We start from the raw sequence: 22310 nt of genomic DNA on the forward strand, positions 1-22310 counted from the left end.
CGCTCACACCCATTTCGCCAAGGGCGGCAGCGACATCAACACCGCATCGGGGTCGTGCCCGGTGGCCAGCCCGAACTTCGTGCCGCGGTCGTAGACCAGGTTGTATTCGGCATAAAGCCCGCGATGGATGAGCTGCTGCTCACGCTCCGCCGTGCCGAAGGCCATCTCGCGCCGCTTTTCGACCAGGGGCAGATAAGCCGGCAGAAACGCCCGCCCGATATCCTGCGTCAGCGCGAAATCCGCCGCCCAGTCGCCGCTGCACCGGTCATCCATGAAAATGCCGCCGACGCCCCGCGCCCGCTTGCGATGGGGAATGTAGAAATACTCGTCCGCCCATTCCTTGAGCCGCGGGTATTCGCCCTCGCCATGCGGATCGAGATGCGCCTTTTGAACGGCGTGGAAATGCGCTGTGTCCTCGGCATATTCGATACAAGGATTGAGGTCGGAGCCGCCGCCGAACCACCAGGCATGCGGGGTCCAGAACATCCGCGTGTTCATATGCACTGCCGGCACATGCGGGTTGCGCATATGCGCAACCAGGCTGATCCCCGATGCCCAGAACCGCGGGTCCTCGGCCATGCCGGGCAGCCCCTTGCGCGCCGCCATCGACGCCTGCGCCGCCGCGCCAAGCTGGCCATAGACGGTTGAGACATTGACCCCGACCTTCTCGAACACCCGGCCGTCGCGCATCACGCTCATCAGCCCGCCCCCGGCATCCGAGCCATCGTCGGACGCCCGGGTGGTTTCCGTCACCTCGAACCGCCCGGCCGGCAGATCGGCAAAGGGGCCGTTCTCATGGCTTTCTTCCAGGGCCTCGAAGGCAGCCACGATCCCGTCGCGCAGATCGCGAAACCAGGCCGAGGCCTGCGCCTTTTCGGCTGCAAAGTCTTCCGTCATCGCCTCTTCCCTTCGTCCTGCCCGGGTCTCTTGTCTGGTTGTCGCAGGGCCGCAGCCGCACGGGGCCACGGAGGCAGGGCGCCCCCGTCAGCCCGATCCGCCGATCTCGTCTGTCGGGATCAATGCGCCGGCGCGGTCACCGGGTCAACCAGCGTGCGCCCGCCATCCACCGTCATGATCTGCCCGGTGACAAATCCGGCGCCCTCGGAAGCCAGGAATTGCGTCGCCTCGGCCAGTTCGCCCGGCGAGGCGATGCGGCCCAGCGGCGTGTTGTCCTCGATCTCGCTGCGGAACTCGCGGTTTTCCTTGAGCGCGCCCTTGAGGCTGGCCGACATCACGGAGCCGAAGGCCACGCCGTTGACCCGGATGCGATGCGGCGCCAGCGCCACCGCCAGCGAGCGGGTCATCTGGTCGAGCGCGGCGGTCGAGACCGAATAGGCCAGAAGCTCGGGATGCGTCCGCCGCGCCGCAATCGACGAGACATTGACGATCGAACCGAGCTGGCCCTCTTCCTGGCCTTCGCCCTGCTTGATCATCCGCCGGGCAACCAGCTGCGACAGCCGGAGCGAGGTCAAAAGGTTCTGCTGCAACAAAGTTTCGACGGTTTCGTCGTCCATGTCGAGCGGATCGGACGAGAGGATCTGCCGGCTGCCGTTGACCAGGATATCCACCCGGTCAAAGGCGTCGAGGGTGGCCGAGAGCAGATTGGCCAGCGTCAGCCTTTCGCGCAGGTCGCCGGCGAAATAGCGCGCCGGGCCGTCATCCTTGGTTTCACCCACCTCGTCGGCCAGCTTGGCTTCGTCCATGTCGGCAAAGACCACATTGGCGCCCTTGTCGATGAAATGCCGCCCGATGGCCAGCCCGATGCCATTGGCCGCCCCGGTCACGATGGCGGTCTTGCCTTCGATCGAGAAACCCATGTGTCGCTCCTGATTCCCTTGCGCCAGCCTAATCCGTCTCAGCGGTGGCCGCGAGCGGGGCGTGACGCCTGCAATATCTTGAATTTTCCATCGCCTGCCACTTCCTCGACCTTGCCGAAAGCGGCGTCAAGCGTGGCCTCGTAGGGCAGGTGGCGATTGGCCACCAGCACCAGCCGCCCGGCGGGCCGCAGGATGCGGCGCGCGGTGGCCATAAAGCTCTGGCCCAGTTCCGGCACTCCCTTGCGCCCTTGATGAAAGGGCGGATTGGTGATCACCGTGTCGAACAGCACCGGCGGCTCCCAGCGGCGCACGTCGGCCCAGTGGAACCGCGCCCGGGGATCGGTGACATTGTGGCGCGCGCAGTCCAGCGCCGCCGCGTCGCTTTCCACCAGATGCAGCTCTTCGATCGCGGGAGACTCGAGCGCCCTTGCCGCCAGAAAGCCCCAGCCGGCGCCGAGATCGGCCACGTGCCGCCCCGGCTTTGCCGGCAGATGCGCGGCCAGAAGCGCCGAGGCCGGATCGACCCCATCGGCCGAGAAGACGCCGGGCAGGGTGCGAAAGCCATCGGCTGTGCCCGGCGCGGCCTGCCAGTCGTCGAACACCGGCGCCGCCGCGAACCAGAAGGCCCGGCCATGTGCCTTGGTCATCTGCCCGGTGATCGCGACCCGGCCACGGCAGGCCTTGAACAGGCTGTCGACGCCGTCGGTCTTTTGCCCGTCAACGAGGATCGGCCCCTCGGGGCAATGGCGCACCGCCTCGGCCAGCAGCGCGCGCGCCTCGGCCTTGGCGCGCGGCACGATCACCACGGCCCCGGCGTAGGGCCCCTCGGCCCGCGTCACGCAATCGATGCCGGTCAGCGCGTCATGCACCTCGGCCGCGCGGCTGATCACCTGCATCCGGTCGCGGGGCAGGGCAGAAAGATCGGTATCCGCGGTGGGGGCAAAGACGGCGATGCGGCCGTCGGCGGGCATCGCGGCCTCGGCCAGCGCTAGGGAGAGACGGGAGGAAGCCATGTCAGCGGCGCGCAGCGGGGCGCGGCTATTCCTTTTCCATGGTGCATTGCAGCGGATGCTGGTGCCGGCGGGCAAAATCCATCACCTGGGCCACTTTGGTTTCGGCGATTTCGTGACTGAAGACACCGACCACGGCAATCCCCTTCTTGTGCACCGTCAGCATGATCTCGAAGGCCTGGGCATGGTTCAAACCGAAGAATCGCTCGAGCACATGCACGACAAACTCCATCGGAGTATAATCGTCGTTGAGCAGCAGCACCTTGTAGAGCGGCGGCCGCTTGGTCTTGGGACGCGTCTGGACCGCGATACCGGTGTCGGCATCGTCGTCCTTGTCCTGAGACACGGTGGGGCGTGCCATCAATACGGGCGATGTGATCATATCTGTCGGTCGCGTCCAGCTTGGTGCAGATCGGGTCGGTCCCTCTATATAACGCGCTGCGCGTTATAGAAAAGAGGGCGGCGGCGCTTTCCGCGATTTCGATAGCGGGCCCGCGGAGCCGCGCGCCTTGCCGGACAATGACAGGATTCGCCACATTCCCGCCACAATGGCTGGTTTAGTAACCGCATCGCAAGTACCCCCAAGATATATGAGGAAATGAAAGCGCTTTTGGTAAAATCCGTTGATAGTTAAGGGTTTAAAGAAAGAACTTCATATGATAAGCTACGGTTAATAAAAAGCTGACCAGACTGACAGAATACTGGCGGCACGAGGCAAAAGGCAGTTTTATCGTGAAGGTCCGGAACGTCGAGTCCGCCCGCCTGGGCGTCCTGTGTATTGCATTGATCTGGCTGTGCTTGGTGCTCCCGCTCAGCCTTGCCGCGGCGCCTTATGCCGCGATGGTGATGGATGCCCGGTCCGGCAAGGTCCTGCATTCCGAAAATGCCAATACCCGTCTGCATCCCGCTTCGCTGACCAAAATGATGACTCTTTATGTCACCTTCGAGGCGGTGCAGAACGGCGAAATCTCGATGGACACCGTGGTGACGATCTCGCGCAAGGCGGCGTCGGAACCGCCGTCGAAACTGGGCCTTCGGGCCGGGCAGAAGATCAAATTGCGCTATCTGGTGCGCGCGGCGGCGGTCAAATCGGCCAATGACGCGGCCACCGCGATCGGCGAGGCGATCTCAGGCTCCGAGGCGGCTTTTGCGCTGCGGATGAACCGCACGGCGAAATCCATGGGCATGACCCGCACCACCTTCAAGAACGCCCACGGGCTGACCGAAGACGGCCACCTGAGCACCGCCCGCGACATGACCATCCTCGGGCGGCATGTGATCTATGATTTTCCCATGTATTACAACCTGTTCAGCCGCAAGACGGCGGATGCAGGCGTGCGGAACGTCAGCCACACGAACTCGCGCCTGCTGTCGGCCTACAAGGGCGCCGATGGCATCAAGACCGGCTATACTCGCGCCGCCGGGTTCAACCTTGTCGCTTCGGCCGAACGCGGCCGCGAACGGGTGATCGCCACGGTCTTTGGCGGCCGCTCGACCACGACGCGCAACGCCCGCGTTGCCGAGCTGCTGGACCTCGGGTTCAATCGCGCGCCGACCCGTGTGGCGCTGAACAAACCCAGACGGCCGCAATATCGCGGCAATCAGGGGCTGGTCACCGGCGGCAACGATGTCGCCGTCGCCTCGCTTGGCAATGGCGCGCGGCCCGCCGCCGGCAAGACCATTGCCGTCAAGCTCGCCGTGGCGCGCAGCCTGCGGCCCCGGGCGCGGCCCGGCGCGGCGATCAAGATCCCCGAGGCGACCATCGTCGCCGCGGTCAAGGAGGGGGTGGCCGACGCGGTTGCCGAAGCCACCGCGGCCAAGGTAGCCAAGGCGTCACTGGCCGATATCGCCGAGACGCCCGCCGTGCGCCCCGAACCGCGGCCGGTTGTCCTGGCCAGCGCAGGCGCCGTCGCCGCCCCGGCCCCTGATCCGGTGGTGCGCGAACAGGTGCAGGAGATCATCACCCGCGTTTCGACCTCGGGCGGCCGGCACTGGGGCATCAACATCGGCCGCTACGGCTCGAGTTTTGCGGCGGAAAAGGTCTTGCTGAAAACCGCGCTGACCGAAATGTCCACTCTCGACGGCGCGCTGCGCAAGGTGGTGCGGCGGAGCTCCGGCTTTGACGCCAACTTCATGGGGCTCTCGCGTGAAACCGCCGATCTTGCCTGCCGGCGGCTGCAAGCGCGCAATATCTCCTGCTTCATGATCGGCCCGTCCTGACGGACTTTTTCCAGGGCGGGATACAGGTTTGATTTCAGAGGTTTGCAAAGCCCTGTTGTGACAGGGCTTTAAGCAATTGATATCGGCGGATATACGGATTGCAATGCGCGAATTGCGCAGAGATATCGTACAGAGAAATTCGTTCTACACACAGGTTTCACCATATGCTTGTCTTATTCGGACATCATATGCGACTTACTCACAGAATTTACAGCCAGGTCTTGATGTCGCTGCCCACGGCCTCCGAGACATTGCCGAAGCCGTCTTTTTCGAGCAACCGGTCCAGTCCGGTGACAATCTCCTGCACCAGCGACAGCCCGCCAAAGACCAGCGCGGTATAAAGCTGCACCGCGCTCGCGCCTGCCTTGATCTTGGCATAGGCCTGTTCGGCCGAGGCGACGCCACCGACGCCGATCAGGGGAACCGTGCCTTCCGTCAGATCGGCCAGCCGCGCCAGAACGCGGGTGGACTTGGCAAACAGCGGCGCACCGGAAAGACCGCCCTGTTCGCCGTGATGCGGCGACCGCAGCCCATCGCGATCAAGGGTGGTATTGGTGGCGATGATGCCGCTGATTCCCGAGGCGGTGGCGACGTCGGCAATCTCGGCCAGTGCCGCATCGTCGAGATCGGGGGCGATTTTGAGGAACACCGGGATCGGGCGCGCCAGCGCGGCCCGCACCTCCATCACCCCGGCAAGCAGCGCCATCAGCGCCGCGCGGCCTTGCAGATCGCGCAGCCGTTCGGTGTTGGGCGAGCTGACATTGACGGTGGCGAAATCGACATGTGGGCCGCAATGGCCCAGCACCTTGGCGAAATCGGCGGCACGGTCCTCGGAGGTCTTGTTGGCGCCGAGGTTGAGGCCGATCACCGCGCCCTGCGGCCGTTTCGCAAGCCGCGCGGCAATGGCCTCCATACCGTCATTGTTGAACCCGAAGCGGTTGATCGCCGCGCCGTCCTCGGTCAGGCGAAACAGCCGTGGCTTGGGGTTGCCGGGCTGGGGCAGGGGGGTTGCGGCGCCCACCTCGACAAAGCCGAAGCCGGCGCGGGCGAGCCCGGCCAGCGCGGTGGCGTTCTTGTCGAATCCGGCGGCGAGGCCCAGCGGGTTGGGCAGCGCCAGCCCGGCAAGCTCGGTGCGCAGGCGCGGCGCGCTCAGCGGCCCGGGGGCGGGCGTCACGCCCAGTTGCAGCGCGCGGATCGCCAGCCCGTGGGCGGTTTCCGGATCGAGCCGGTAGAGCGCCCGAAGGCCCAGCGTCTCGAGCAGGCTCACGCCAGGTCCTCCGGGAAGACATGTCCGCCGTCGCGCCAGGGCAGATCGCGGTGCCAGAGCACGTCGGATTGGCGCAACTTTCTGTAAAGATGCGGGAAAAGCGCGCCGCCGCGGGACGGCTCCCAGGTGATGTCCTTGGCCATCGCGGCGCTGTCGCAGGCCAGCAGAAGCAGGCCTTGCTCGCCCGAGAAATGCTTGGCGGCGGTTTCTTGCACCTGCTGGGCGGTCGAGAAATGCACGTAGCCGTCGGCCACATCGATGGGCGCGCCGGAGGTCTCTCCGTCGCGCACCAGAGCGGCCCATTCATCGGCCCGGAAGATTTTATAGATCAGCATGGCCGCTCATATCCCGCGCCGGGTGCGCCGGGTCAAGAGCCTCGCGCTGTCATCCGCCTGTCGCATTTCGGCGCAATGGATGCGCCATCCGGTGCTGCCGTAACCGGGTGGCCCTGCGTAGGCTTTGACAAGGCCCCGGTCCCGATGCAGCATCATCGCATAAAACCAACGGAGAGGTTCCAAGTCATGTCTGTTCGTCTTTTGACAAGCGCCGCCGCGCTTGCCCTGAGCGCAGGTGTCGCCAGCGCGGAATATGCGCTGACCATCCTGCACACCAACGATTTCCACGCCCGATTCGAGCCGATCAGCAAGTATGACAGCGGCTGTTCGGCCGAGGATGACGCCGAGGGCAAATGCTTCGGCGGTTCGGCGCGGCTGATGACCGCGATCAACGACGCCAAGGCGCGCAGCAACAACTGGGTGCTGGTGGATGGCGGCGACCAGTTCCAGGGCACGCTGTTCTATACCTATTACAAGGGCAAGCTCGCCGCCGAGATGATGAACCAGATGGGCTATACCGCGATGACCGTGGGCAACCACGAGTTCGATGACGGTCCCGAGGTGCTGCGCGGCTTCATGGACGCGATCGACTTTCCGATCCTGATGTCCAACGCCGATGTCAGCCGCGAGCCGCTGCTGGCCGATGTCTTGCAGAAATCCACGGTGATCGAGCAGGGCGGCGAGAAGATCGGCTTTATCGGCCTGACGCCGCAAGATACTCACGAACTGGCGAGCCCCGGCCCGAACATCACCTTCACCCCGCCCGCCGATGCGGTCCAGGGCGAAGTCGACAAGCTGACCGAGATGGGCGTGAACAAGATCATCGTCCTGTCGCATTCGGGCTACAAGGTCGACCAGCAGGTGGCCGAGAACACCACCGGCGTCGATGTGATCGTCGGCGGCCATTCGAACACCTATCTCGCCAATGACGACGAGAATGCCGATGGCCCGTACCCCACGGTCGTCAACGGGGTGCAGATTGTGCAGGCCTATGCCTATGGCAAATACCTGGGCGAGCTCAACGTGACCTTCGACGACGCGGGCAATGTCACCGAGGCCAGCGGCAACCCGCTGCTGATGGATGCCTCGGTCACCGCCGACGAGGCGGTGGCGGCGCGCATCGCCGAGGCCGCCCTGCCGCTGGAGGAAATCCGCAACAAGGTGGTGGCCGAGGCCGCCGAGGCCATCGAGGGCGACCGGTCGGTCTGTCGCGCGATGGAATGCCCGATGGGCAATCTGGTCGCCGATGCGATGCTGGACCGGGTGGCTGATCAGGGCATCGAGATCGCCATTGCCAACAGTGGCGGACTGCGGGCCTCGATCGACGCCGGCGAGGTGACCATGGGCGAGGTCCTGACGGTGCTGCCGTTCCAGAACACGCTGTCGACCTTCGAGGTTACCGGCGCGACCATGGTCGAGGCGCTGGAAAACGGCGTGAGCCAGATCGAGGAAGGCGCCGGCCGCTTCCCGCAGGTTGCGGGGCTGACCTTTGCCTTCGACGCTGCCGCCCCGGCGGGCGAGCGGGTGTCCGACGTGATGGTCGGCGGCGCGCCGATCGAGTTGGACAAGACCTATGGCGTGGTGTCCAACAACTACGTGCGCAATGGCGGCGACGGCTATCGGATGTTCGTCGATGCCGAGAATGCCTATGACTATGGCCCCGACCTGGCCGACGTGACGGCGGAGTACCTGGCGGAGCAGGGCCCTTACACGCCTTATACCGACGGGCGTATCACGGCGAAATGAGCCTCGGGGTGGCGCCGTCACCGGCGCCACCCCTTGCCATGCCCTCTTGCGGGGGCCTGCCGGATAGGCGAAACTTCGGTGATGGACCATCCGCTGATCGATCTGATTTCCGCCCGCATCCGCGAGGCCGAGGCGCAGGGCGCCTTTGAAAACCTGCCGGGCGCGGGCAAGTCCCTGCCGCCCTGCGACGATCCCGAAAACGCACTGCTCAATCGATTGGTGAAGGAAAGCGGCGGCGCGCCGGAATTCGTCAACCTCTCGCGCGAGCTGTCGCGGCTGCGCGCGGAACTGCGCGACACCGGCGGCAGGACATCCTCAAGGAGATGTCGATGATGGAAGCCCGCATCGAGTTGGCCCGCAAGGCGTATCGCTAGGCGGGCGTCCCTTTCAAAGACACTGCCAACCCCGGTCGCCGGCCCGGGCGCCCGTCGAAGCGGGCTTGAGAGAATCCCTGTGGCGGGGCAAACCGGGACGTGCGGGCAAGCAGGAGCAGACATGGTCACCGTCAAAGAGCAATACGAGGCCTTTCCCTATCCCGAACGGGACCCGGCGGAAGAGCGCACAAGGCTGATCACCGGATCGCCATCGCATCCGGTGGAACTGGATCACTATGTCTTTGCCGGCAAGCGCGACTGGCGTCAGCCGCTGCGGGTGCTGGTGGCGGGCGGCGGCACCGGCGACGGGCTGATCCAGATCGGCCATTATCTGAAGCTGCTGGGGCGCCCGCATGAGATCGTCTACCTCGATCTCTCGACAGCCTCGCGCCGGGTGGCCGAGGCGCGGGCCAGGGTGCGGGGGCTGACCTCGATCACCTTTCACACCGGCAGCCTGCTCGATGCGGCAGAGTTTGGCGCCTTCGACTACATCGATTGCTGCGGGGTGTTGCACCATCTGCCCGATCCCGATGCCGGCTTTCGCGCCCTGCGCGCGGCGCTGGCACCTGGGGGCGGCATGGGCTTCATGGTCTATGCGCCTTACGGCCGAACCGGGGTGTACCCCCTGCAAGAGGCCTTTGCGGCGCTCTTTGCCGATCTGCCGCCGAGAAAGCGGCTGAAGGCAGCCCGGGCGGCCTTTGACCGGCTGCCCGAGGGCCATCCGTTCAAACGAAACCCGCATCTGGGTGATCACCGGGCGTCGGACGCCGGGTTCTACGATCTGCTGCTGCATGGGCAGGATCGGGCCTATGACGTCGCCGAACTGGTGGCGACGCTGGAGCGGACCGGCTGGGCGCTGTCGTCCTTCACGCCGCCGGCGGCCTATGATCCAGGGCGGTTCGCGCCGGTGCCCAAGGCGATGGACCCGGTGGCGCGGATGGCGCTGGCCGAGAAGCTGGCGGGCACCATGCGGGTGCATATCGCCTATGCGGTGGCCGCGGGCACGGCCGCGGGCCGGGTGGCGGACGGCCGTGACCCGGCGCTGGTGCCGCATCTGATCGGGGTGGCGCCCGGGGCCCTGGCCAAGGCGGTGGCCGCGGGGCGACCGGTGCCGGTGACGTCCGGCGGGGCGCGGACCGAGCTGAAGCTGCCGCGCGAGGCGGCGCAGCTTCTGGCGCAGATCAACGGCAAGCGGGCCCTGGGCGAGATCGCCGGCAGTGCGGGGCTGGACGACGCGCGGTTCGCGGCGCTCTGGGCGCGGGCAACCGAGGGGCTGACGCGCTGGGGCCTGCTGCTCTATTCCAATTTCCTGAGGTAGCCGCGATGTGTGGCCGTTTCGCCGTGACCCTTCCGACCGATGCCATGGCGCAGCTGTTCGATGCTCTGCCGGCGAACGACCTGCCCGAGGTGCCCGATTACAACGTCTGCCCGACGACCCGGATCGCCACGGTGCGGGCCGAAGAAGGCCAGCGGCGGCTGGCGCCGATGCGCTGGGGCTTCCTGCCGCAGTGGTACAAGAGCCCGACCGACGGCCCGCTGCTGATCAACGCCCGCGCCGAGACCATCGCCGACAAGCCGGCCTTTCGTGCCGCCTGTCGTGCGCGGCGTTGCCTGATCCCGGTCACCGGTTTCTATGAATGGACCAAGGACGGCGACGGCAACCGGCTGCCCTGGTACATCCGGCGGGCGGATGGCGACACGCTGGCCTTTGCCGGCATCTGGCAGGACTGGGCGCGCGACGGCGAGGCCTTGCGGACCTGCGCCATCGTGACAACCGCCGCCAATACCAAGATGCAGGCGATCCATCACCGGATGCCGGTGGTGCTCGAGCCGGCCGACTGGCCGCTCTGGCTGGGCGAGGCGGGCAAGGGTGCGGCGCCGCTGATGCAGCCTGCCGATGACGCGGTGCTGGAGTTCTATCGCGTTGATCCGAAGGTCAATTCCAACCGCGCCGGCGGGCCGGAGCTGATCGAGCCGTTTGACGATTGAGCGGCCCGTGGCCGGGCGCGAGATATTCTTGCCGGTTCCGGTTGACCTGTCTGCCGGGGTGATTTAATCACCACTCCTGCCGAGCGGGCGTTGTGTAATGGTAAGACCCTTGCCTTCCAAGCAAGAGATACGGGTTCGATTCCCGTCGCCCGCTCCAAAGAATTCCCGACACGCTCCGGACCCGTCCTGCCAGGCGCGACAGATCGCCCGGGCTCTCTTGCCCCTTGTCGTGCTATTCAATACACCCTTGCCGGAACAGCTAGGAGCGCCACATGCCGCGTGGATTGGGCCAGCCGCAGGAAGAGCGGGACAAGTCGAAACGCATCGGCGCATTGGGCGCGCTCTGGCCGTTTCTCAGGCCCTATCGCGGGCTGCTTCTGGCCTCGATCCTGGCGCTGGTGGCCACCGCCTGCATCTCGCTGACGCTGCCGCTCGCCGTGCGCCGGGTGGTCGACAATTTCCGCGCCGAGGATGGCGCGCTTCTCGATCTCTATTTCGGTGCGGCGCTGGGCATTGCCGCCGCGCTCGCCATCGGCACGGCGCTGCGCTATGCGCTGGTCACCCGGCTGGGCGAACAGGTGGTGACCGACATCCGCAAGGCGGTCTTTGACCGGGTAATGGGCCTGTCGCCGGCGTTCTACGAAAAGATCATGACTGGCGAGGTGGTCAGCCGGATCACCACCGATACCACGCTGATCCTGTCGGTGATCGGCTCGTCGATCTCGATTGCCCTGCGCAACGTGCTGATCTTCTTTGGCGGCATGGGGCTGATGTTACTGACTTCACCCAAGCTGACCGGGTTGGTGCTGCTGATCGTGCCCGCCGTGGTGGTGCCGATCCTGACGCTCGGCCGCCGGTTGCGGGTGCTGAGCCGCGAAAACCAGGATTGGATCGCCGCCTCTTCGGGCAGCGCCTCGGAGAGCCTGAGCGCGGTGCAGACGGTGCAGGCCTTTACCCATGAGGTGCTGACCCGGCGGGCCTTTTCCGAGGTGACCGACAAATCGCTCGACGCGGCCAAACGCCGGATCACCACCCGGTCGCTGATGACGGCCATCGTGATCTTTCTGGTCTTTACCGGCGTGGTCGGCGTGCTCTGGATCGGCGCCCGCGACGTGCGCGCCGGCGAGATGAGCGCCGGCAGCCTGGTGCAATTCGTGATCTACGCGGTGATGGTTGCGGGATCGGTGGCGGCGCTGTCGGAGATCTTCGGCGAGTTGCAACGCGCCGCCGGGGCGACCGAACGGCTTGTCGAGCTGCTGCACGCCGAGGACGCGGTGAGCGATCCCGCAGACCCGCTGCCGCTGCCGGAAAGGGTCAGCGGAGCGATCTCCTTCGACGCGGTCAGCTTTACCTATCCGCAGCGCCCCGATGTCTCGGCGCTGGATCACGTCACGCTCGACATAGCACCCGGCGAGACGGTTGCGCTGGTCGGCCCTTCCGGCGCCGGCAAGACGACGATCATCCAGATGCTGCTGCGCTTCTATGACCCGGCTTCGGGGCGGATCACCCTGGACGGGGTGGATATTGCGGCCATGCGTCGCGACGCCTTTCGCCGTGCCATCGCCCTGGTGCCGCAGGATCCAGTGATCTTTGCCGCCTCCGCGCGCGAGAACATCCGCTTTGGCCGCCCCGAGGCCAGCGACGCCGAGATCGAGGCCGCCGCCCGCGCTGCCGCCGCGCATGACTTTATCTCGAAACTGCCCGAGGGTTATGACAGCGGGTTGGGCGAACGTGGCGTGATGCTCTCGGGCGGGCAGAAACAACGCATCGCCATTGCTCGCGCCATCCTGCGCGACGCGCCGGTGCTGCTGCTGGACGAGGCGACCTCGGCGCTGGATGCCGAAAGCGAGCGGGCGGTGCAGCAGGCGGTCGATGCGCTCAGCCGCGACCGCACGACGCTGATCGTGGCGCACCGGCTGGCGACGGTGAAAAAGGCCGACCGGATCGTGGTGATGGACCAGGGCCGCATTGTCGCCATCGGACCGCATGATCAGCTTGTGGCGCAGGACGGGTTGTATGCCCGGCTGGCGCGGATGCAGTTCACCGACGGGATCGCGGCAGAATAACACCAAAAGGACGCAGCGTTCAGCCTGATGCTACCGTGCGTCACTCTTGCGTGAACCGCGCTTCGCCCGCATCCTGTCGGCCATGTCAAAAACCCGCAGAAGACGGGTCAGGGGAGAGAGATTTATGGGATTTGCATCGGTTGCCGACCGCGACGCGATCGAAAACGAAATGCCGTGGAGCGACCGCGACGTGCCGGTCACGATCTATGGCTTGCTCGACAAGGTAAAGACACGCTTTCCGGAGCGGCCGGCCATCAGCTATCAGCTGATGTCGGGGCCCGGTGATCCGGCGCAGACGGTCTCCTGGTCCGAGCTGCACGGCAAGGTTTGCCAGGCCGCCAACCTGTTCCGCAGCCTCGGGGTGAAAGAGACCGATGTGGTGGCCTTCGTGCTGCCCAACTGCCTCGAAACCTCTTATGCGCTGTTCGGCGGCATGGTCGCCGGCATCGTCAACCCGATCAACCCGCTGCTCGAACCCGAGCAGATCGCCGCCATCCTGCGGGAGACCAAGGCCAAGGTCGTGGTCACGCTGAAAAGCTTTCCCAAGACCGAGGTGGCGCAGAAGGTGGCCGAGGCGGTGCGCCATGCGCCCGAGGTGACCGATGTGCTCGAGATCGACCTCAACCGCTATCTGACGCCGCCCAAGAGCTGGATCGTGCCGCTGGTGCGGCCGAAGAACCCGGTCCAGCACCGCGCCACGGTGCGGAACTTTGTCACCGAACTGGCACGCCACAACACGTCGCTGGATTTCGAGGACGTGCAGAAGGACCGCGTCGGCGCCTATTTCCACACCGGCGGCACCACCGGCATGCCCAAGGTGGCGCAGCACCTCTATTCCGGCATGATCTACAATGGCTGGCTGGGCGACCGGCTGCTGTTCGACGAGACCGACAGCATCATGTGCCCGCTGCCGATGTTCCATGTCTTTGCGGTGCATGTGATCCTGATGGCGGCGCTCAGTTCCGGGGCGCAGGTGGTCTTTCCGACACCGCAGGGCTATCGCGGCGAAGGGGTCTTCGACAATTTCTGGAAGCTGATCGAACGCTGGCAGATCACCTTCATCATCACCGTGCCAACCGCCGTTTCGGCGCTGATGCAACGGCCGGTGGATGCCGATATCTCTTCGGTCAAGACCGCCTTTTCCGGCTCGGCGCCGATGCCGCTGGAGCTGTTCAAGCGGTTCGAGAGCGCCTCGGACGTGCAGATCATCGAAGGCTACGGGCTGACCGAGGCAACCTGCCTGGTGTCGGTCAATCCCACCGAGGGCGAAAAGAAGGTCGGCTCGGTCGGCATCCCGCTGCCCTATTGCCACGTCAAGATCGTCAAACACGCGGGCAACGGCCCCGAGGAATGCGCGGTCGACGAGATCGGCGAGATCTGCGTGGCCAACCCCGGCGTCTATGCCGGCTCGACCTATACCGAGGAAGACAAGAACCACGAGCTGTTCCACGAGGACATCTACCTGCGCACCGGCGATCTCGGGCGGGTCGATGCGGATGGCTATCTCTGGATCACCGGCCGCGCCAAGGATCTGATCATCCGGGGCGGTCACAATATCGATCCGGCCGAGATCGAGGATGCGCTGCTGTCGCATCCGGCGGTGGCCATGGCCGGCGCCATCGGCCAACCCGACGCGCATTCCGGCGAGCTGCCCTGCGCCTTTGTCGAGCTGGTGGCGGGGGGCAATGTCACCGAGGAAGCGCTGATGGAACATTGCCGCGCCAATGTGCACGAACGCGCGGCGATCCCCAAGCATCTGACGATCCTCGACGAGTTGCCGAAGACGGCGGTGGGCAAGGTGTTCAAACCCGACCTGCGCAAGATGGCGATCACCCGGGTCTATGACGCGGCGCTGGCCGAGCGCGGGGTGGATGCCCATGTCGCCGAGGTGATCGATGACAAGAAACGCGGCCTGGTGGCGCGGATTTCCAAATCCGGCACGGCAAGGGAAGAGGACGTGAGCCATGTTCTCGGCGCCTATACCCGGCCCTGGGAATGGGCCGAGTAAGCTGCCAGGACCGGCCCGCGCCCCGGGCTTGACCCGGGGCCTCTTGGCAGGCCGGTCGCGCTGCCGTTCATTCTGGGGCGTGGTGGGCGAGCCGGGAGGTCCCGGCACGGCGGCCGGGACGGGGGTGGCTTGCGGCGTGCCTTACGCGTCCCCGCGCCCCGGGCTTGACCCGGGGCCTCTTGGTAGGCCGGTCGCGCTGCCGTTCATTCTAGGGCGTGGTGGGCGAGCCGGGAGGTCCCGGCGCGGCGGCCGGGACGGGGGTGGCTTGCGGCGTGCCTCACGCGTCCCCGCGCCCCGGGCTTGACCCGGGGCCTCTTGGCGGGCCTGTGGCGCTGCCGGAAGTTTTGGCCCGAATAGCGCCGCCCGCGCGGCCCCGGCGCGGAGGGCGGGGCGTCAGCCGAGCGCGTTCTCCCGCAGCACCTCGAGCGAGACGATCTCCAGCGCCTTGCGGTGGGTTGCCGCCAGGTTGACCTTGGGCGCGCAGCCCTCGTCATGCGCTTGAAGGAAGCGGCCGGCGCAGAGGCACCAGTGATCGCCCGGGGCCAGCCCGGCAAAGCCGAAATCCGGGCGCGGCGTCGAGAGATCGTTGCCGACGTATTTCGAAAAGGCCAGGAACTCGGCCGTCATCACCGCGCAGACCGTATGGTTGCCGCGGTCCTGGGCGCAGGTGTTGCAATGGCCATCGCGAAAATAGCCGGTGAGCGGCCGGGTGGAGCAGGGCGCAAGGGTCTCTCCCAGCACGTTGATCGCAGGGTCTTTGTCCATGATGTGTCCTTTCCCGCCTCAGCGAAACTTGTCGGCCAGCTTCTGCAACGGCGACCGGCTGTCTTCCTCCGGCGCGGCAGCCGGCCCTGCGGCCTTGGCCGGGGGGGGCGTCTTCGCCCCGGACGCGGATGAAGTGGAGCTGCGCGGCGGCGCGACCTGAAGCGCCACGGCGTTGAGAAACTTCGACCGATCTCCGCGCGCCAGATCGTCGGCGCCCTGGCTGATGCCGGTCAGCAACGGCTCGAGCCAGTCGCCATCCGCCTTGGCGAAATCGTGCAGCACATAGCCCGAGACCAGCTCCTTGCGGCCGGGATGGCCGATCCCCAGCCGCACCCGGTGATAGGCCTCGCCGATGTGGCCGTGGATCGAACGCAGCCCGTTGTGGCCGGCATGGCCGCCGCCGGTCTTGACCCGGCATTTGCCCGGCGCCAGGTCAAGCTCGTCGTGAAACACGGTGACGTCCTCCGCCGCGAGCTTGTAGAACCGCATCGCCTCGCCCACCGCCTGGCCGGAGCGGTTCATGAAGGTGTCGGGCTTGAGCAGCAGCAGCTTGTCGCCGCCCAGCCGGCCTTCGGCCACACGCCCCTGAAAGCGGGATTTCCACGGGCCGAAGCCGTGCGCCTCGGCGATCCGGTCGACCGCCATGAAGCCGATGTTGTGCCGGTTGCCCGCATACTGCCCGCCGGGATTGCCCAAACCCACGAAAATCTGCATCTGCTCCGCTCCTCTGGCTCTGTTTCCTTGTGCCCGCTTTCCGGCCCGGGCTTCAATGCAAAAAGCCCCGGACCTGCGCCCGGGGCTTTCCATCAATTCTAGGGCAGCGAAGATCAGTCTTCGGTCTGCTCGGTCGCCGGAACCTCGTCGGCATCCACATCCTCTTCCTCTTCGTCGGCGGCCTTGAGGCCGGAGGGGGCAGAGATGTTGCAGATCACGAAATCCCGTTCGACGGTCGGCTTGGCGCCCTCCGGCAGGGTCACGTCAGAGATGTGCACGATGTCGCCGATTTCCATCCCGGTCAGGTCGACGGTGATGTGATCGGGGATGTCACCGGCGGTCACCACCAACTCGACCTCGGGGCGAACGACGGTCAGAACGCCGCCCTTCTTGATGCCGGGGGCCGCGTCTTCGTTCACGAAATCGACGTGGATGAAGAGGTTGATCTTGGTGGTACGGCGCAGGCGCATCAGGTCGAGGTGCGTCGGCAGGTCCTTGACCACATCGCGCTGCACGTCGCGGCAGATCACCCGAACGTCGTCATGACCGTCAACCTTGAGGTTGAACAGGGTCGACTTGAAGCGGCCTGCCTTCAGGCGCTTGAACAGCTCGTTGAACGGAACCTGAATCGGAAGCGGATCAACGTCGCCACCAAAAACGATACCCGGAACCATGCCGTCGCGGCGTGCCTGACGAGCGGCGCCCTTGCCTGTCCCCGTGCGTTCCTGGGCAATAAGATCTGGGATCTCACCAGCCATGTCATTTTCTCCTAAAACAAGGCGGGAATCCTCCAAGGCTGTATCCCCGCGTGAAGGCGCGCGTATAGACCGGATTGCGAAGTTTGGAAACCCCATTTCCGGCAGAGCCGGGCCTGCGTTTTTGCCGATTGCCAGCGCGGCCGTGTCATGGCACGGCTTGGCGATGATTTCACGTGACGATATCCGCGCCGCGCGCGCGCCCCTGGCCTGCTTTCTGACGCTGGGTCTGCTCTGGGGCGCCTTTGCCGCGCAGGTGCCCGGCATCAAGGCACGGATCGACGTCAATGACGGCGTCTTCGGCCTCTGCCTGCTGGTGGCGGCGCTGGGAACTATCGTCGCGATGTGGCTGGCGCCGCGTCTCGACGCGCGGCTGGAGCAGCGCACCCTGCCGGCGCTGGCGCTGGCGGCCGCGGTGCTGTTTCTGCTGCCGGGGCTGGCGACCGGGCCGCTGGGTTTTGCGCCGCTGCTTCTGGTCGCGGCCGGCACCACCGGCGCGCTCGACGTGGTGATGAATGCGCGGATCTCGGGGGTCGAGGCGCGGCGCGGCCGGCCGCTGATGAACTTTGCCCATGCGGTGTTTTCCATGGCCTATGCGGTCTCGGCCCTGACCGCCGGGCTGCTGCGCGAAGCCGGCTGGCCGCCGGTGGCGGTCTTTGCGCTGATCGCGCTGGCCATCCTCGCGCTGGTACGCGTGGCGCTCAGCGACCGCGCCGCGCCGCTCGACGAGGCGGCCGGCGCAGGGGCACCGGCGGCGGGCGGGCTGATCTGGCTCGGCGGACTGGTGATCCTGATCGGCTTCATGGCGGAAAACGCCACCGAGGGCTGGTCGGCCCTGCACCTCGAACGGTCTCTCGGTGGCGGCGCGGCCGAAGGCGCGATGGGCCCGGCGATCCTCGGCGGAACCATGGCGCTGGGGCGGCTGGGCGGCCAGGCGCTGGTGACCCGGTTCAGCGAGGTTACCGTTCTGGCGCTGGCCGCGGCGCTGTCGGCGACGGGTGCCTTTGCGGCCGCCTTTGCCGAGAGCCTCGCCATGGCCTATGCCGGATTTGCCGTGCTGGGGCTGGGTGTCTCGGTGGTGGCGCCGATGGCGTTTTCCTATGTCGGCCGCAATGTCGGCAACCGCGCCCGCACAGGTGTCATCGCGCAGATTTCCATGATCGGCTATACCGGCTTTTTCATCGGGCCGCCGGTCATGGGCTTCGTCTCCGAGGCCATCGGCCTCGGCTGGTCCTTCGCGGCGATGGGCGCGGCGCTGCTGGTCATCACCTTCGTCCTCGCGCCGCTGCTCGCAACCCATCACAGGAGAGGCCATGTTGGCTGACGGTTCCCACGACATTCCCCCCGGCAAGGTGGTCGAGGTCACCACCTATCTGGAAATGCGCCGGCCGCCGCCCGCGCGCGGCGGTGCCATGCCCGAAGGCTGCACCATCCGCCACGTCACCGATCCCGATCCGGCCTGGTATCGCGCTCTGTTTCTGCGCGTCGGCGGCGCGGACTGGTTGTGGTTTTCGCGGCTGCGTCTGTCCGAGGCCGCGCTCGGCGCTGCGATCACCGACCCCGGTGTCGAGGTCTATGCGGTCGAATGCCAGGGCCGTGCCGAAGGCCTGCTCGAACTCGACAGCCGCGACGGGGAGAGCTGCGAACTGGCCTATTTCGGCCTCACCCCGGCGCTGATCGGTCAGGGCGTCGGCCGCGCCCTGATGAATTTCGCCATCGAGCGGGCCTTTTCCCGGCCCATCACCCGGTTCCACGTCCACACCTGCCAGCTCGACAGCCCGCAGGCGCTGGGGTTCTATCGCCGCGCGGGCTTCACCCCGGTCCGCCAGAGTGTCGAAGTCAGCGACGACCCCCGTCTCACCGGCGATCTGCCGCCTGAGGCCGGGTCGCATGTGCCGATTTTCCGCCCCTGATCCCCGGTCTTCTTCTGTTCACAAATACCCGCGGGCGAGGCGCCGCAGGCGGCGGGGGCAGCGCCCCCTTTTTCCGCCTCGGGCGGCCATCAACCCCGGTGGCGCTCAGCGCTGCCAGCGGCCGCCGAAATCCTCCGGCACCCGCAGGATATCGCGGTTCACCTGCTTGATGTCGCGTTTGCCGCAGAGCGCCATCGAGACGTCGAGCTCCTTGTGGATCACCTCCAGCGCCCGGGTCACGCCGGCCTCGCCCATGGCCCCGAGACCATAGATGAAGGCGCGGCCGATATAGGTGCCCTTGGCGCCCATGGCGACGGCCTTGAGCACGTCCTGGCCCGAGCGGATGCCGCTGTCGAGATGCACTTCGATCTCGTCGCCCACCGCATCCAGGATTTCCGGCAGCACCCGGATCGAGGACAGCGCCCCGTCGAGCTGCCGTCCGCCATGGTTCGACACCACGATGGCATCGGCGCCGACCTTGAGCGCCATCCGGGCGTCCTCGGCATCGAGAATGCCTTTCAGGATCACCTTGCCGCCCCACAGCTCCTTGAGCTTTGCGATCTTGCCCCAGTCCAGCGTGAGGTCGAAATTCTCGTTGGTCCAGGCCATGAGCGAAGCGGGGTCGGAGATGTCCTTGACATGGCCGACGATATTGCGGAACTCGCGCCGCCGGGTCTGCAACATGCCCAGCCCCCAGCGCCAGCGGGTCGCCAGATCGGCGATCACGGCCGGGGTCAACTTGGGCGGGGCCGACAGGCCGTTCTTCAGATCCTTGTGGCGCTGGCCGAGGATTTGCAGATCGAGGGTGATCACCAGCGCCGAGCACCTTGCGGCCCGGGCGCGTTCGACCAGGCGGCGCACATAATCCTCGTCCTTCATGGTGTAGAGCTGGAACCAGAAAGGCTTGCTTGTGGCCTCGGCCACATCCTCGATCGAACAGATCGACATGGTCGAGAGGGTGAAGGGCACGCCGAATTTTTCGGCGGCTTTCGCAGCCAGGATCTCGCCGTCGGCATGTTGCATGCCGGTCATGCCCACCGGCGCCAGCGCCACCGGCATCGCCACATCCTCGCCGATCATCCGGCTGGCGGTGGCGCGGTTGTCGATGCTCACCGCCACCCGCTGACGCAGGCGGATCTGGTCGAAGTCCGAGCTGTTTTCGCGAAAGGTCTGCTCGGTCCAGCTGCCGGATTCGCAGTAGTCGTAGAACATCCGCGGCGCCCGCGATTTGTAGAGTCGTTTGAGGTCGTCGATGGAGGTGATCACGGGCATGAGCGGCTCATTTGCTGGATTGGTAAATTTTCCTTACCAGTTTGCCGATTTTCTCGCAAGTGGCCTGCGACGGAGTTTAAGCGCCTTTTTACTTCTCTGGGCTAGACCGGATCCAGCAGCCAAGGAGACGGCAGATGAAAGGCATGGTTTTCACCGAATTGCTGAGCATGGCGGAGCATGCGCTCGGCGAAGCGGCGGTCGACGATATCCTCGACGGGCTGGCACTGGACAATGACGGCGCCTACAGCGCGGTGGGCAATTATTCCTGTGGCGAATTGATGCGCATTGTCGGCGCGATCAGCGACCATACGGCGATTCCGGTGCCGGAGTTGCAACGCCGCTTCGGCCAATGGGTTCATGGACGGTTCGTCGAAGGGTATCCGGCGTTTTTCGCCGACAAACCCAATGCCCTGGCCATGCTCGACGCGATCGAGAACGAGGTGCATGTCGAAGTGCGCAAGCTCTACCCCGATGCCGAGCTTCCGACGTTCGAGACCGAGTGGCACGGCATGCGCGCGCTGACCATGACCTATCGCTCGGACCGGCCGCTGGTGCCCTTCTGCCATGGCATGATCGAAGCCTGCGTAGCGCATTTCAGGCAGCCGGCCGAGATCACGGTGACCGAGATCGGCGATGATCACGCCCGCGCGGCGCGTTTTCACGTGCAACTGACCGGGTAGGCGGGTGGACGGCGATCCGCCCAGATCGGACACCGCGCCGGTCTCGCGCCGGCGCTACCTGCGCGAGCGCAGGGCCCGCGAAGAGGCGGAATCCCTGCTCGACCAGAAAAGCCGCGAACTCTTTGTCGCCAATTCGGCGCTGCGCGAGCAGGCGGCCACGCTGGAGGATCAGGTGCGCGCGCGCACCGCCGAGCTGACCCGCGCCACCGCCGCGGCCGAGCGCGCCAATGCCGCCAAGACCGCCTTTCTGGCAATGATCAGCCATGAGATCCGCACGCCGCTCAACGGTGTGCTCGGCATGGCCGAGGCGCTGAACGATACCGGGCTGGAACTGGCGCAGAAGGACATGCTCGACGTGATGACCGCCTCGGGGCAGGCGCTGCTGTCGATCGTCAACGACATTCTCGACCTCACCAAGATCGAGGCCGAGCAGATGGAGATCGAGGAGATCGCCTTCAACCTGCACGAGCTGCTGGAAGGGGTCTGCCGGCTCCATGCGCTCAAGGCCGAGGAAAAGGGGCTGAGCTTCGAGCGCAGCTTGGAGTTCGGCAGCGACCGGCGGGTGGTGTCCGATCCGACGCGGATGCGGCAGGTGATCTCGAACCTGGTGTCCAATGCCGTCAAATTCACCCTGCGCGGCAGCGTGCGGCTGGAGGCACGGGTGCTGTCATCGGCGGAAGCGTGCGCGCGGCTCGAGGTGCGGGTCAGCGACACCGGTCCCGGGGTGCCGGCCGACAAGCGCGACCGGTTGTTCCAGCCGTTCTCGCAAACCGATGCCTCGATCACCCGCCGCCATGGCGGCACCGGGCTGGGCCTGTGGATCGCCCGGCGGATCTGCGCGCTGATGGCGGGCGACCTGGTGTTCGACAGCCCGCCGGAGGGCGGTGCCGTCTTTGTCGCTTCGTTCCGGCTAGCCGCCGCAGATGCCCCCGAGACCACCGGCCTGCTCGGCCCGCGCGAGGCCGAGGCCGTATTGCGCGCCCGACCCTGGCGGGTTCTCGCGGCCGAGGACAACAAGACCAACCGGCTGGTGCTGCACCATCTGCTCAAGCCCTATCCGCTCGAGCTGACCATGGTCGGGAACGGCGCCGAGGCGGTTGCAGAGGGGCGGGGCGGCGGGTTCGACCTGATGCTGATGGATGTGAACATGCCGGTGATGGGCGGGCTCGAGGCGGTGGCGCTGATCCGCGCGCATGAGGCCGAAACCGGGCGTGCCCGATGCCCGGTCATCGCCCTGACCGCCAATGCCATGACTCATCAGGTCGAGGAATATCTGCGGCGCGGGATCGATGGCCATGTCGCCAAGCCGGTCAAACGCGAGGTGCTGGTGCAGCGCATGGCCGATCTGCTGCGCGCCGGGGGTGCGGCGGGGTGAGGGG

At 66.2% G+C, this 22310-nt stretch carries 20 protein-coding genes, 1 tRNA gene and 1 pseudogene; 12 read left to right on the forward strand and 10 right to left on the reverse strand.

Going from position 1 to position 22310, the window contains the following annotated elements; all coding sequences use genetic code 11:
* Positions 1-3: 3 nt before the first annotated feature.
* From hemF to clpS, 4 genes are all read right to left on the reverse strand, one after another.
* Positions 4-897, reverse strand: coding sequence for an oxygen-dependent coproporphyrinogen oxidase (gene hemF, locus BMW90_RS21130; protein WP_074838940.1), 894 nt, complete (start codon positions 895-897; stop codon positions 4-6).
* Positions 898-1016: 119 nt separating this feature from the next.
* On the reverse strand, positions 1017-1817 hold the full coding sequence (locus BMW90_RS21135) for an SDR family NAD(P)-dependent oxidoreductase (protein WP_048532540.1): 801 nt from the start codon (positions 1815-1817) through the stop codon (positions 1017-1019).
* A 38-nt stretch (positions 1818-1855) separates the two neighbouring features.
* Positions 1856-2830, reverse strand: coding sequence for a class I SAM-dependent methyltransferase (locus BMW90_RS21140; RefSeq protein WP_074838943.1), 975 nt, complete (start codon positions 2828-2830; stop codon positions 1856-1858).
* 25 nt (positions 2831-2855) lie between these two features.
* Entirely contained in the window at positions 2856-3209 is a 354-nt protein-coding gene (gene clpS / locus BMW90_RS21145) for an ATP-dependent Clp protease adapter ClpS (RefSeq protein WP_048532537.1), read from the reverse strand.
* 350 nt (positions 3210-3559) lie between these two features.
* Between clpS and BMW90_RS21150 the strand changes: the two genes are divergently transcribed.
* The gene (locus tag BMW90_RS21150) at positions 3560-5047 is read left to right on the forward strand and encodes a D-alanyl-D-alanine carboxypeptidase family protein (protein WP_074838945.1); all 1488 of its coding nucleotides are present in this window, start codon (positions 3560-3562) and stop codon (positions 5045-5047) included.
* Positions 5048-5255: 208 nt separating this feature from the next.
* On the opposite strand, the gene BMW90_RS21155 is transcribed toward BMW90_RS21150, so the two are convergent.
* Together BMW90_RS21155 and BMW90_RS21160 are read right to left on the reverse strand one after the other, a co-directional pair.
* Positions 5256-6314 carry a quinone-dependent dihydroorotate dehydrogenase gene (locus BMW90_RS21155; protein ID WP_074838948.1) on the reverse strand — a complete coding sequence of 353 codons (1059 nt, stop codon included), beginning with the start codon at positions 6312-6314 and terminating at the stop codon, positions 5256-5258.
* Positions 6311-6649 (reverse strand): DUF952 domain-containing protein, encoded by a 339-nt coding sequence (locus BMW90_RS21160; protein ID WP_074838951.1) that lies wholly within the window; start codon positions 6647-6649, stop codon positions 6311-6313. Before BMW90_RS21160 ends, BMW90_RS21155 begins: the two co-directional genes overlap by 4 nt.
* 186 nt (positions 6650-6835) lie before the next feature.
* Between BMW90_RS21160 and BMW90_RS21165 the strand changes: the two genes are divergently transcribed.
* The 7 genes and pseudogenes from BMW90_RS21165 (at position 6836) to BMW90_RS21195 (ending at position 14832) form a co-directional block, all read left to right on the forward strand.
* Positions 6836-8395, forward strand: a complete 1560-nt coding sequence (locus BMW90_RS21165; RefSeq protein WP_074838953.1) for a bifunctional metallophosphatase/5'-nucleotidase — start codon at positions 6836-6838, stop codon at positions 8393-8395.
* 81 nt (positions 8396-8476) lie between these two features.
* Positions 8477-8769 (forward strand): annotated as a pseudogene (locus BMW90_RS21170) (DnaJ family domain-containing protein).
* Positions 8770-8890: 121 nt separating this feature from the next.
* Positions 8891-10087 carry a class I SAM-dependent methyltransferase gene (locus BMW90_RS21175; RefSeq protein WP_074838955.1) on the forward strand — a complete coding sequence of 399 codons (1197 nt, stop codon included), beginning with the start codon at positions 8891-8893 and terminating at the stop codon, positions 10085-10087.
* Between the two features lie 5 nt (positions 10088-10092).
* Positions 10093-10758 (forward strand): SOS response-associated peptidase, encoded by a 666-nt coding sequence (locus tag BMW90_RS21180; protein ID WP_074838957.1) that lies wholly within the window; start codon positions 10093-10095, stop codon positions 10756-10758.
* 83 nt (positions 10759-10841) lie between these two features.
* Positions 10842-10915: transfer RNA gene (locus tag BMW90_RS21185), tRNA-Gly, on the forward strand.
* A gap of 115 nt (positions 10916-11030) precedes the next feature.
* Entirely contained in the window at positions 11031-12824 is a 1794-nt protein-coding gene (locus BMW90_RS21190) for an ABC transporter transmembrane domain-containing protein (protein ID WP_074838960.1), read from the forward strand.
* Positions 12825-12948: 124 nt separating this feature from the next.
* Entirely contained in the window at positions 12949-14832 is a 1884-nt protein-coding gene (locus BMW90_RS21195; protein ID WP_048532526.1) for an acyl-CoA synthetase, read from the forward strand.
* Positions 14833-15225: 393 nt separating this feature from the next.
* On the opposite strand, the gene BMW90_RS21200 is transcribed toward BMW90_RS21195, so the two are convergent.
* The 3 genes from BMW90_RS21200 to BMW90_RS21210 all read right to left on the reverse strand — a co-directional run bounded on the left by BMW90_RS21200 (position 15226) and on the right by BMW90_RS21210 (position 17069).
* A complete protein-coding gene (locus BMW90_RS21200; protein WP_048532525.1) occupies positions 15226-15597 on the reverse strand; it encodes a DUF2237 family protein in 372 nt (123 codons plus the stop codon).
* A gap of 18 nt (positions 15598-15615) precedes the next feature.
* Positions 15616-16311, reverse strand: coding sequence for an aminoacyl-tRNA hydrolase (gene pth, locus BMW90_RS21205; protein ID WP_074838963.1), 696 nt, complete (start codon positions 16309-16311; stop codon positions 15616-15618).
* Positions 16312-16424: 113 nt separating this feature from the next.
* On the reverse strand, positions 16425-17069 hold the full coding sequence (locus tag BMW90_RS21210) for a 50S ribosomal protein L25/general stress protein Ctc (RefSeq protein WP_074838965.1): 645 nt from the start codon (positions 17067-17069) through the stop codon (positions 16425-16427).
* Positions 17070-17232: 163 nt separating this feature from the next.
* Between BMW90_RS21210 and BMW90_RS21215 the strand changes: the two genes are divergently transcribed.
* On the forward strand, positions 17233-18390 hold the full coding sequence (locus BMW90_RS21215; protein ID WP_074838967.1) for an MFS transporter: 1158 nt from the start codon (positions 17233-17235) through the stop codon (positions 18388-18390).
* Complete coding sequence (locus BMW90_RS21220) at positions 18380-18979, forward strand: GNAT family N-acetyltransferase (RefSeq protein WP_074838969.1); 600 nt, start codon at positions 18380-18382, stop codon at positions 18977-18979. Before BMW90_RS21215 ends, BMW90_RS21220 begins: the two co-directional genes overlap by 11 nt.
* Positions 18980-19084: 105 nt before the next feature.
* Here BMW90_RS21220 and BMW90_RS21225 read toward each other — a convergent pair whose 3' ends face one another.
* Complete coding sequence (locus BMW90_RS21225; protein WP_074838972.1) at positions 19085-20251, reverse strand: alpha-hydroxy acid oxidase; 1167 nt, start codon at positions 20249-20251, stop codon at positions 19085-19087.
* A 134-nt stretch (positions 20252-20385) separates the two neighbouring features.
* On the opposite strand from BMW90_RS21225, the gene BMW90_RS21230 reads away from it, so the two are divergent.
* Both BMW90_RS21230 and BMW90_RS21235 read left to right on the forward strand, forming a co-directional pair.
* On the forward strand, positions 20386-20931 hold the full coding sequence (locus BMW90_RS21230) for a heme NO-binding domain-containing protein (protein ID WP_074838974.1): 546 nt from the start codon (positions 20386-20388) through the stop codon (positions 20929-20931).
* Positions 20932-20935: 4 nt separating this feature from the next.
* Positions 20936-22306, forward strand: a complete 1371-nt coding sequence (locus BMW90_RS21235) for an ATP-binding protein (protein ID WP_083416145.1) — start codon at positions 20936-20938, stop codon at positions 22304-22306.
* The last annotated feature ends 4 nt before the right edge of the window (positions 22307-22310 follow it).

Origin of the sequence: Marinovum algicola, from assembly GCF_900109145.1 — a bacterium.
GTDB lineage: Bacteria > Pseudomonadota > Alphaproteobacteria > Rhodobacterales > Rhodobacteraceae > Marinovum > Marinovum algicola.

Excerpts from the sequence above, each read along its gene's own strand:
- BMW90_RS21190 (WP_074838960.1), top strand. The coding sequence starts at position 11,031 with ATGCCGCGTGGATTGGGCCAGCCGCAGGAAGAGCGGGACAAGTCGAAA.
- BMW90_RS21200 (WP_048532525.1), bottom strand. The coding sequence starts at position 15,597 with ATGGACAAAGACCCTGCGATCAACGTGCTGGGAGAGACCCTTGCGCCC.
- clpS (WP_048532537.1), bottom strand. The coding sequence starts at position 3,209 with ATGATCACATCGCCCGTATTGATGGCACGCCCCACCGTGTCTCAGGAC.
- BMW90_RS21220 (WP_074838969.1), top strand. The coding sequence starts at position 18,380 with ATGTTGGCTGACGGTTCCCACGACATTCCCCCCGGCAAGGTGGTCGAG.
- pth (WP_074838963.1), bottom strand. The coding sequence starts at position 16,311 with ATGCAGATTTTCGTGGGTTTGGGCAATCCCGGCGGGCAGTATGCGGGC.
- BMW90_RS21140 (WP_074838943.1), bottom strand. The coding sequence starts at position 2,830 with ATGGCTTCCTCCCGTCTCTCCCTAGCGCTGGCCGAGGCCGCGATGCCC.
- BMW90_RS21230 (WP_074838974.1), top strand. The coding sequence starts at position 20,386 with ATGAAAGGCATGGTTTTCACCGAATTGCTGAGCATGGCGGAGCATGCG.
- BMW90_RS21210 (WP_074838965.1), bottom strand. The coding sequence starts at position 17,069 with ATGGCTGGTGAGATCCCAGATCTTATTGCCCAGGAACGCACGGGGACA.
- hemF (WP_074838940.1), bottom strand. The coding sequence starts at position 897 with ATGACGGAAGACTTTGCAGCCGAAAAGGCGCAGGCCTCGGCCTGGTTT.
- BMW90_RS21175 (WP_074838955.1), top strand. The coding sequence starts at position 8,891 with ATGGTCACCGTCAAAGAGCAATACGAGGCCTTTCCCTATCCCGAACGG.
- BMW90_RS21225 (WP_074838972.1), bottom strand. The coding sequence starts at position 20,251 with ATGCCCGTGATCACCTCCATCGACGACCTCAAACGACTCTACAAATCG.
- BMW90_RS21160 (WP_074838951.1), bottom strand. The coding sequence starts at position 6,649 with ATGCTGATCTATAAAATCTTCCGGGCCGATGAATGGGCCGCTCTGGTG.
- BMW90_RS21165 (WP_074838953.1), top strand. The coding sequence starts at position 6,836 with ATGTCTGTTCGTCTTTTGACAAGCGCCGCCGCGCTTGCCCTGAGCGCA.
- BMW90_RS21195 (WP_048532526.1), top strand. The coding sequence starts at position 12,949 with ATGGGATTTGCATCGGTTGCCGACCGCGACGCGATCGAAAACGAAATG.
- BMW90_RS21180 (WP_074838957.1), top strand. The coding sequence starts at position 10,093 with ATGTGTGGCCGTTTCGCCGTGACCCTTCCGACCGATGCCATGGCGCAG.
- BMW90_RS21135 (WP_048532540.1), bottom strand. The coding sequence starts at position 1,817 with ATGGGTTTCTCGATCGAAGGCAAGACCGCCATCGTGACCGGGGCGGCC.
- BMW90_RS21215 (WP_074838967.1), top strand. The coding sequence starts at position 17,233 with ATGATTTCACGTGACGATATCCGCGCCGCGCGCGCGCCCCTGGCCTGC.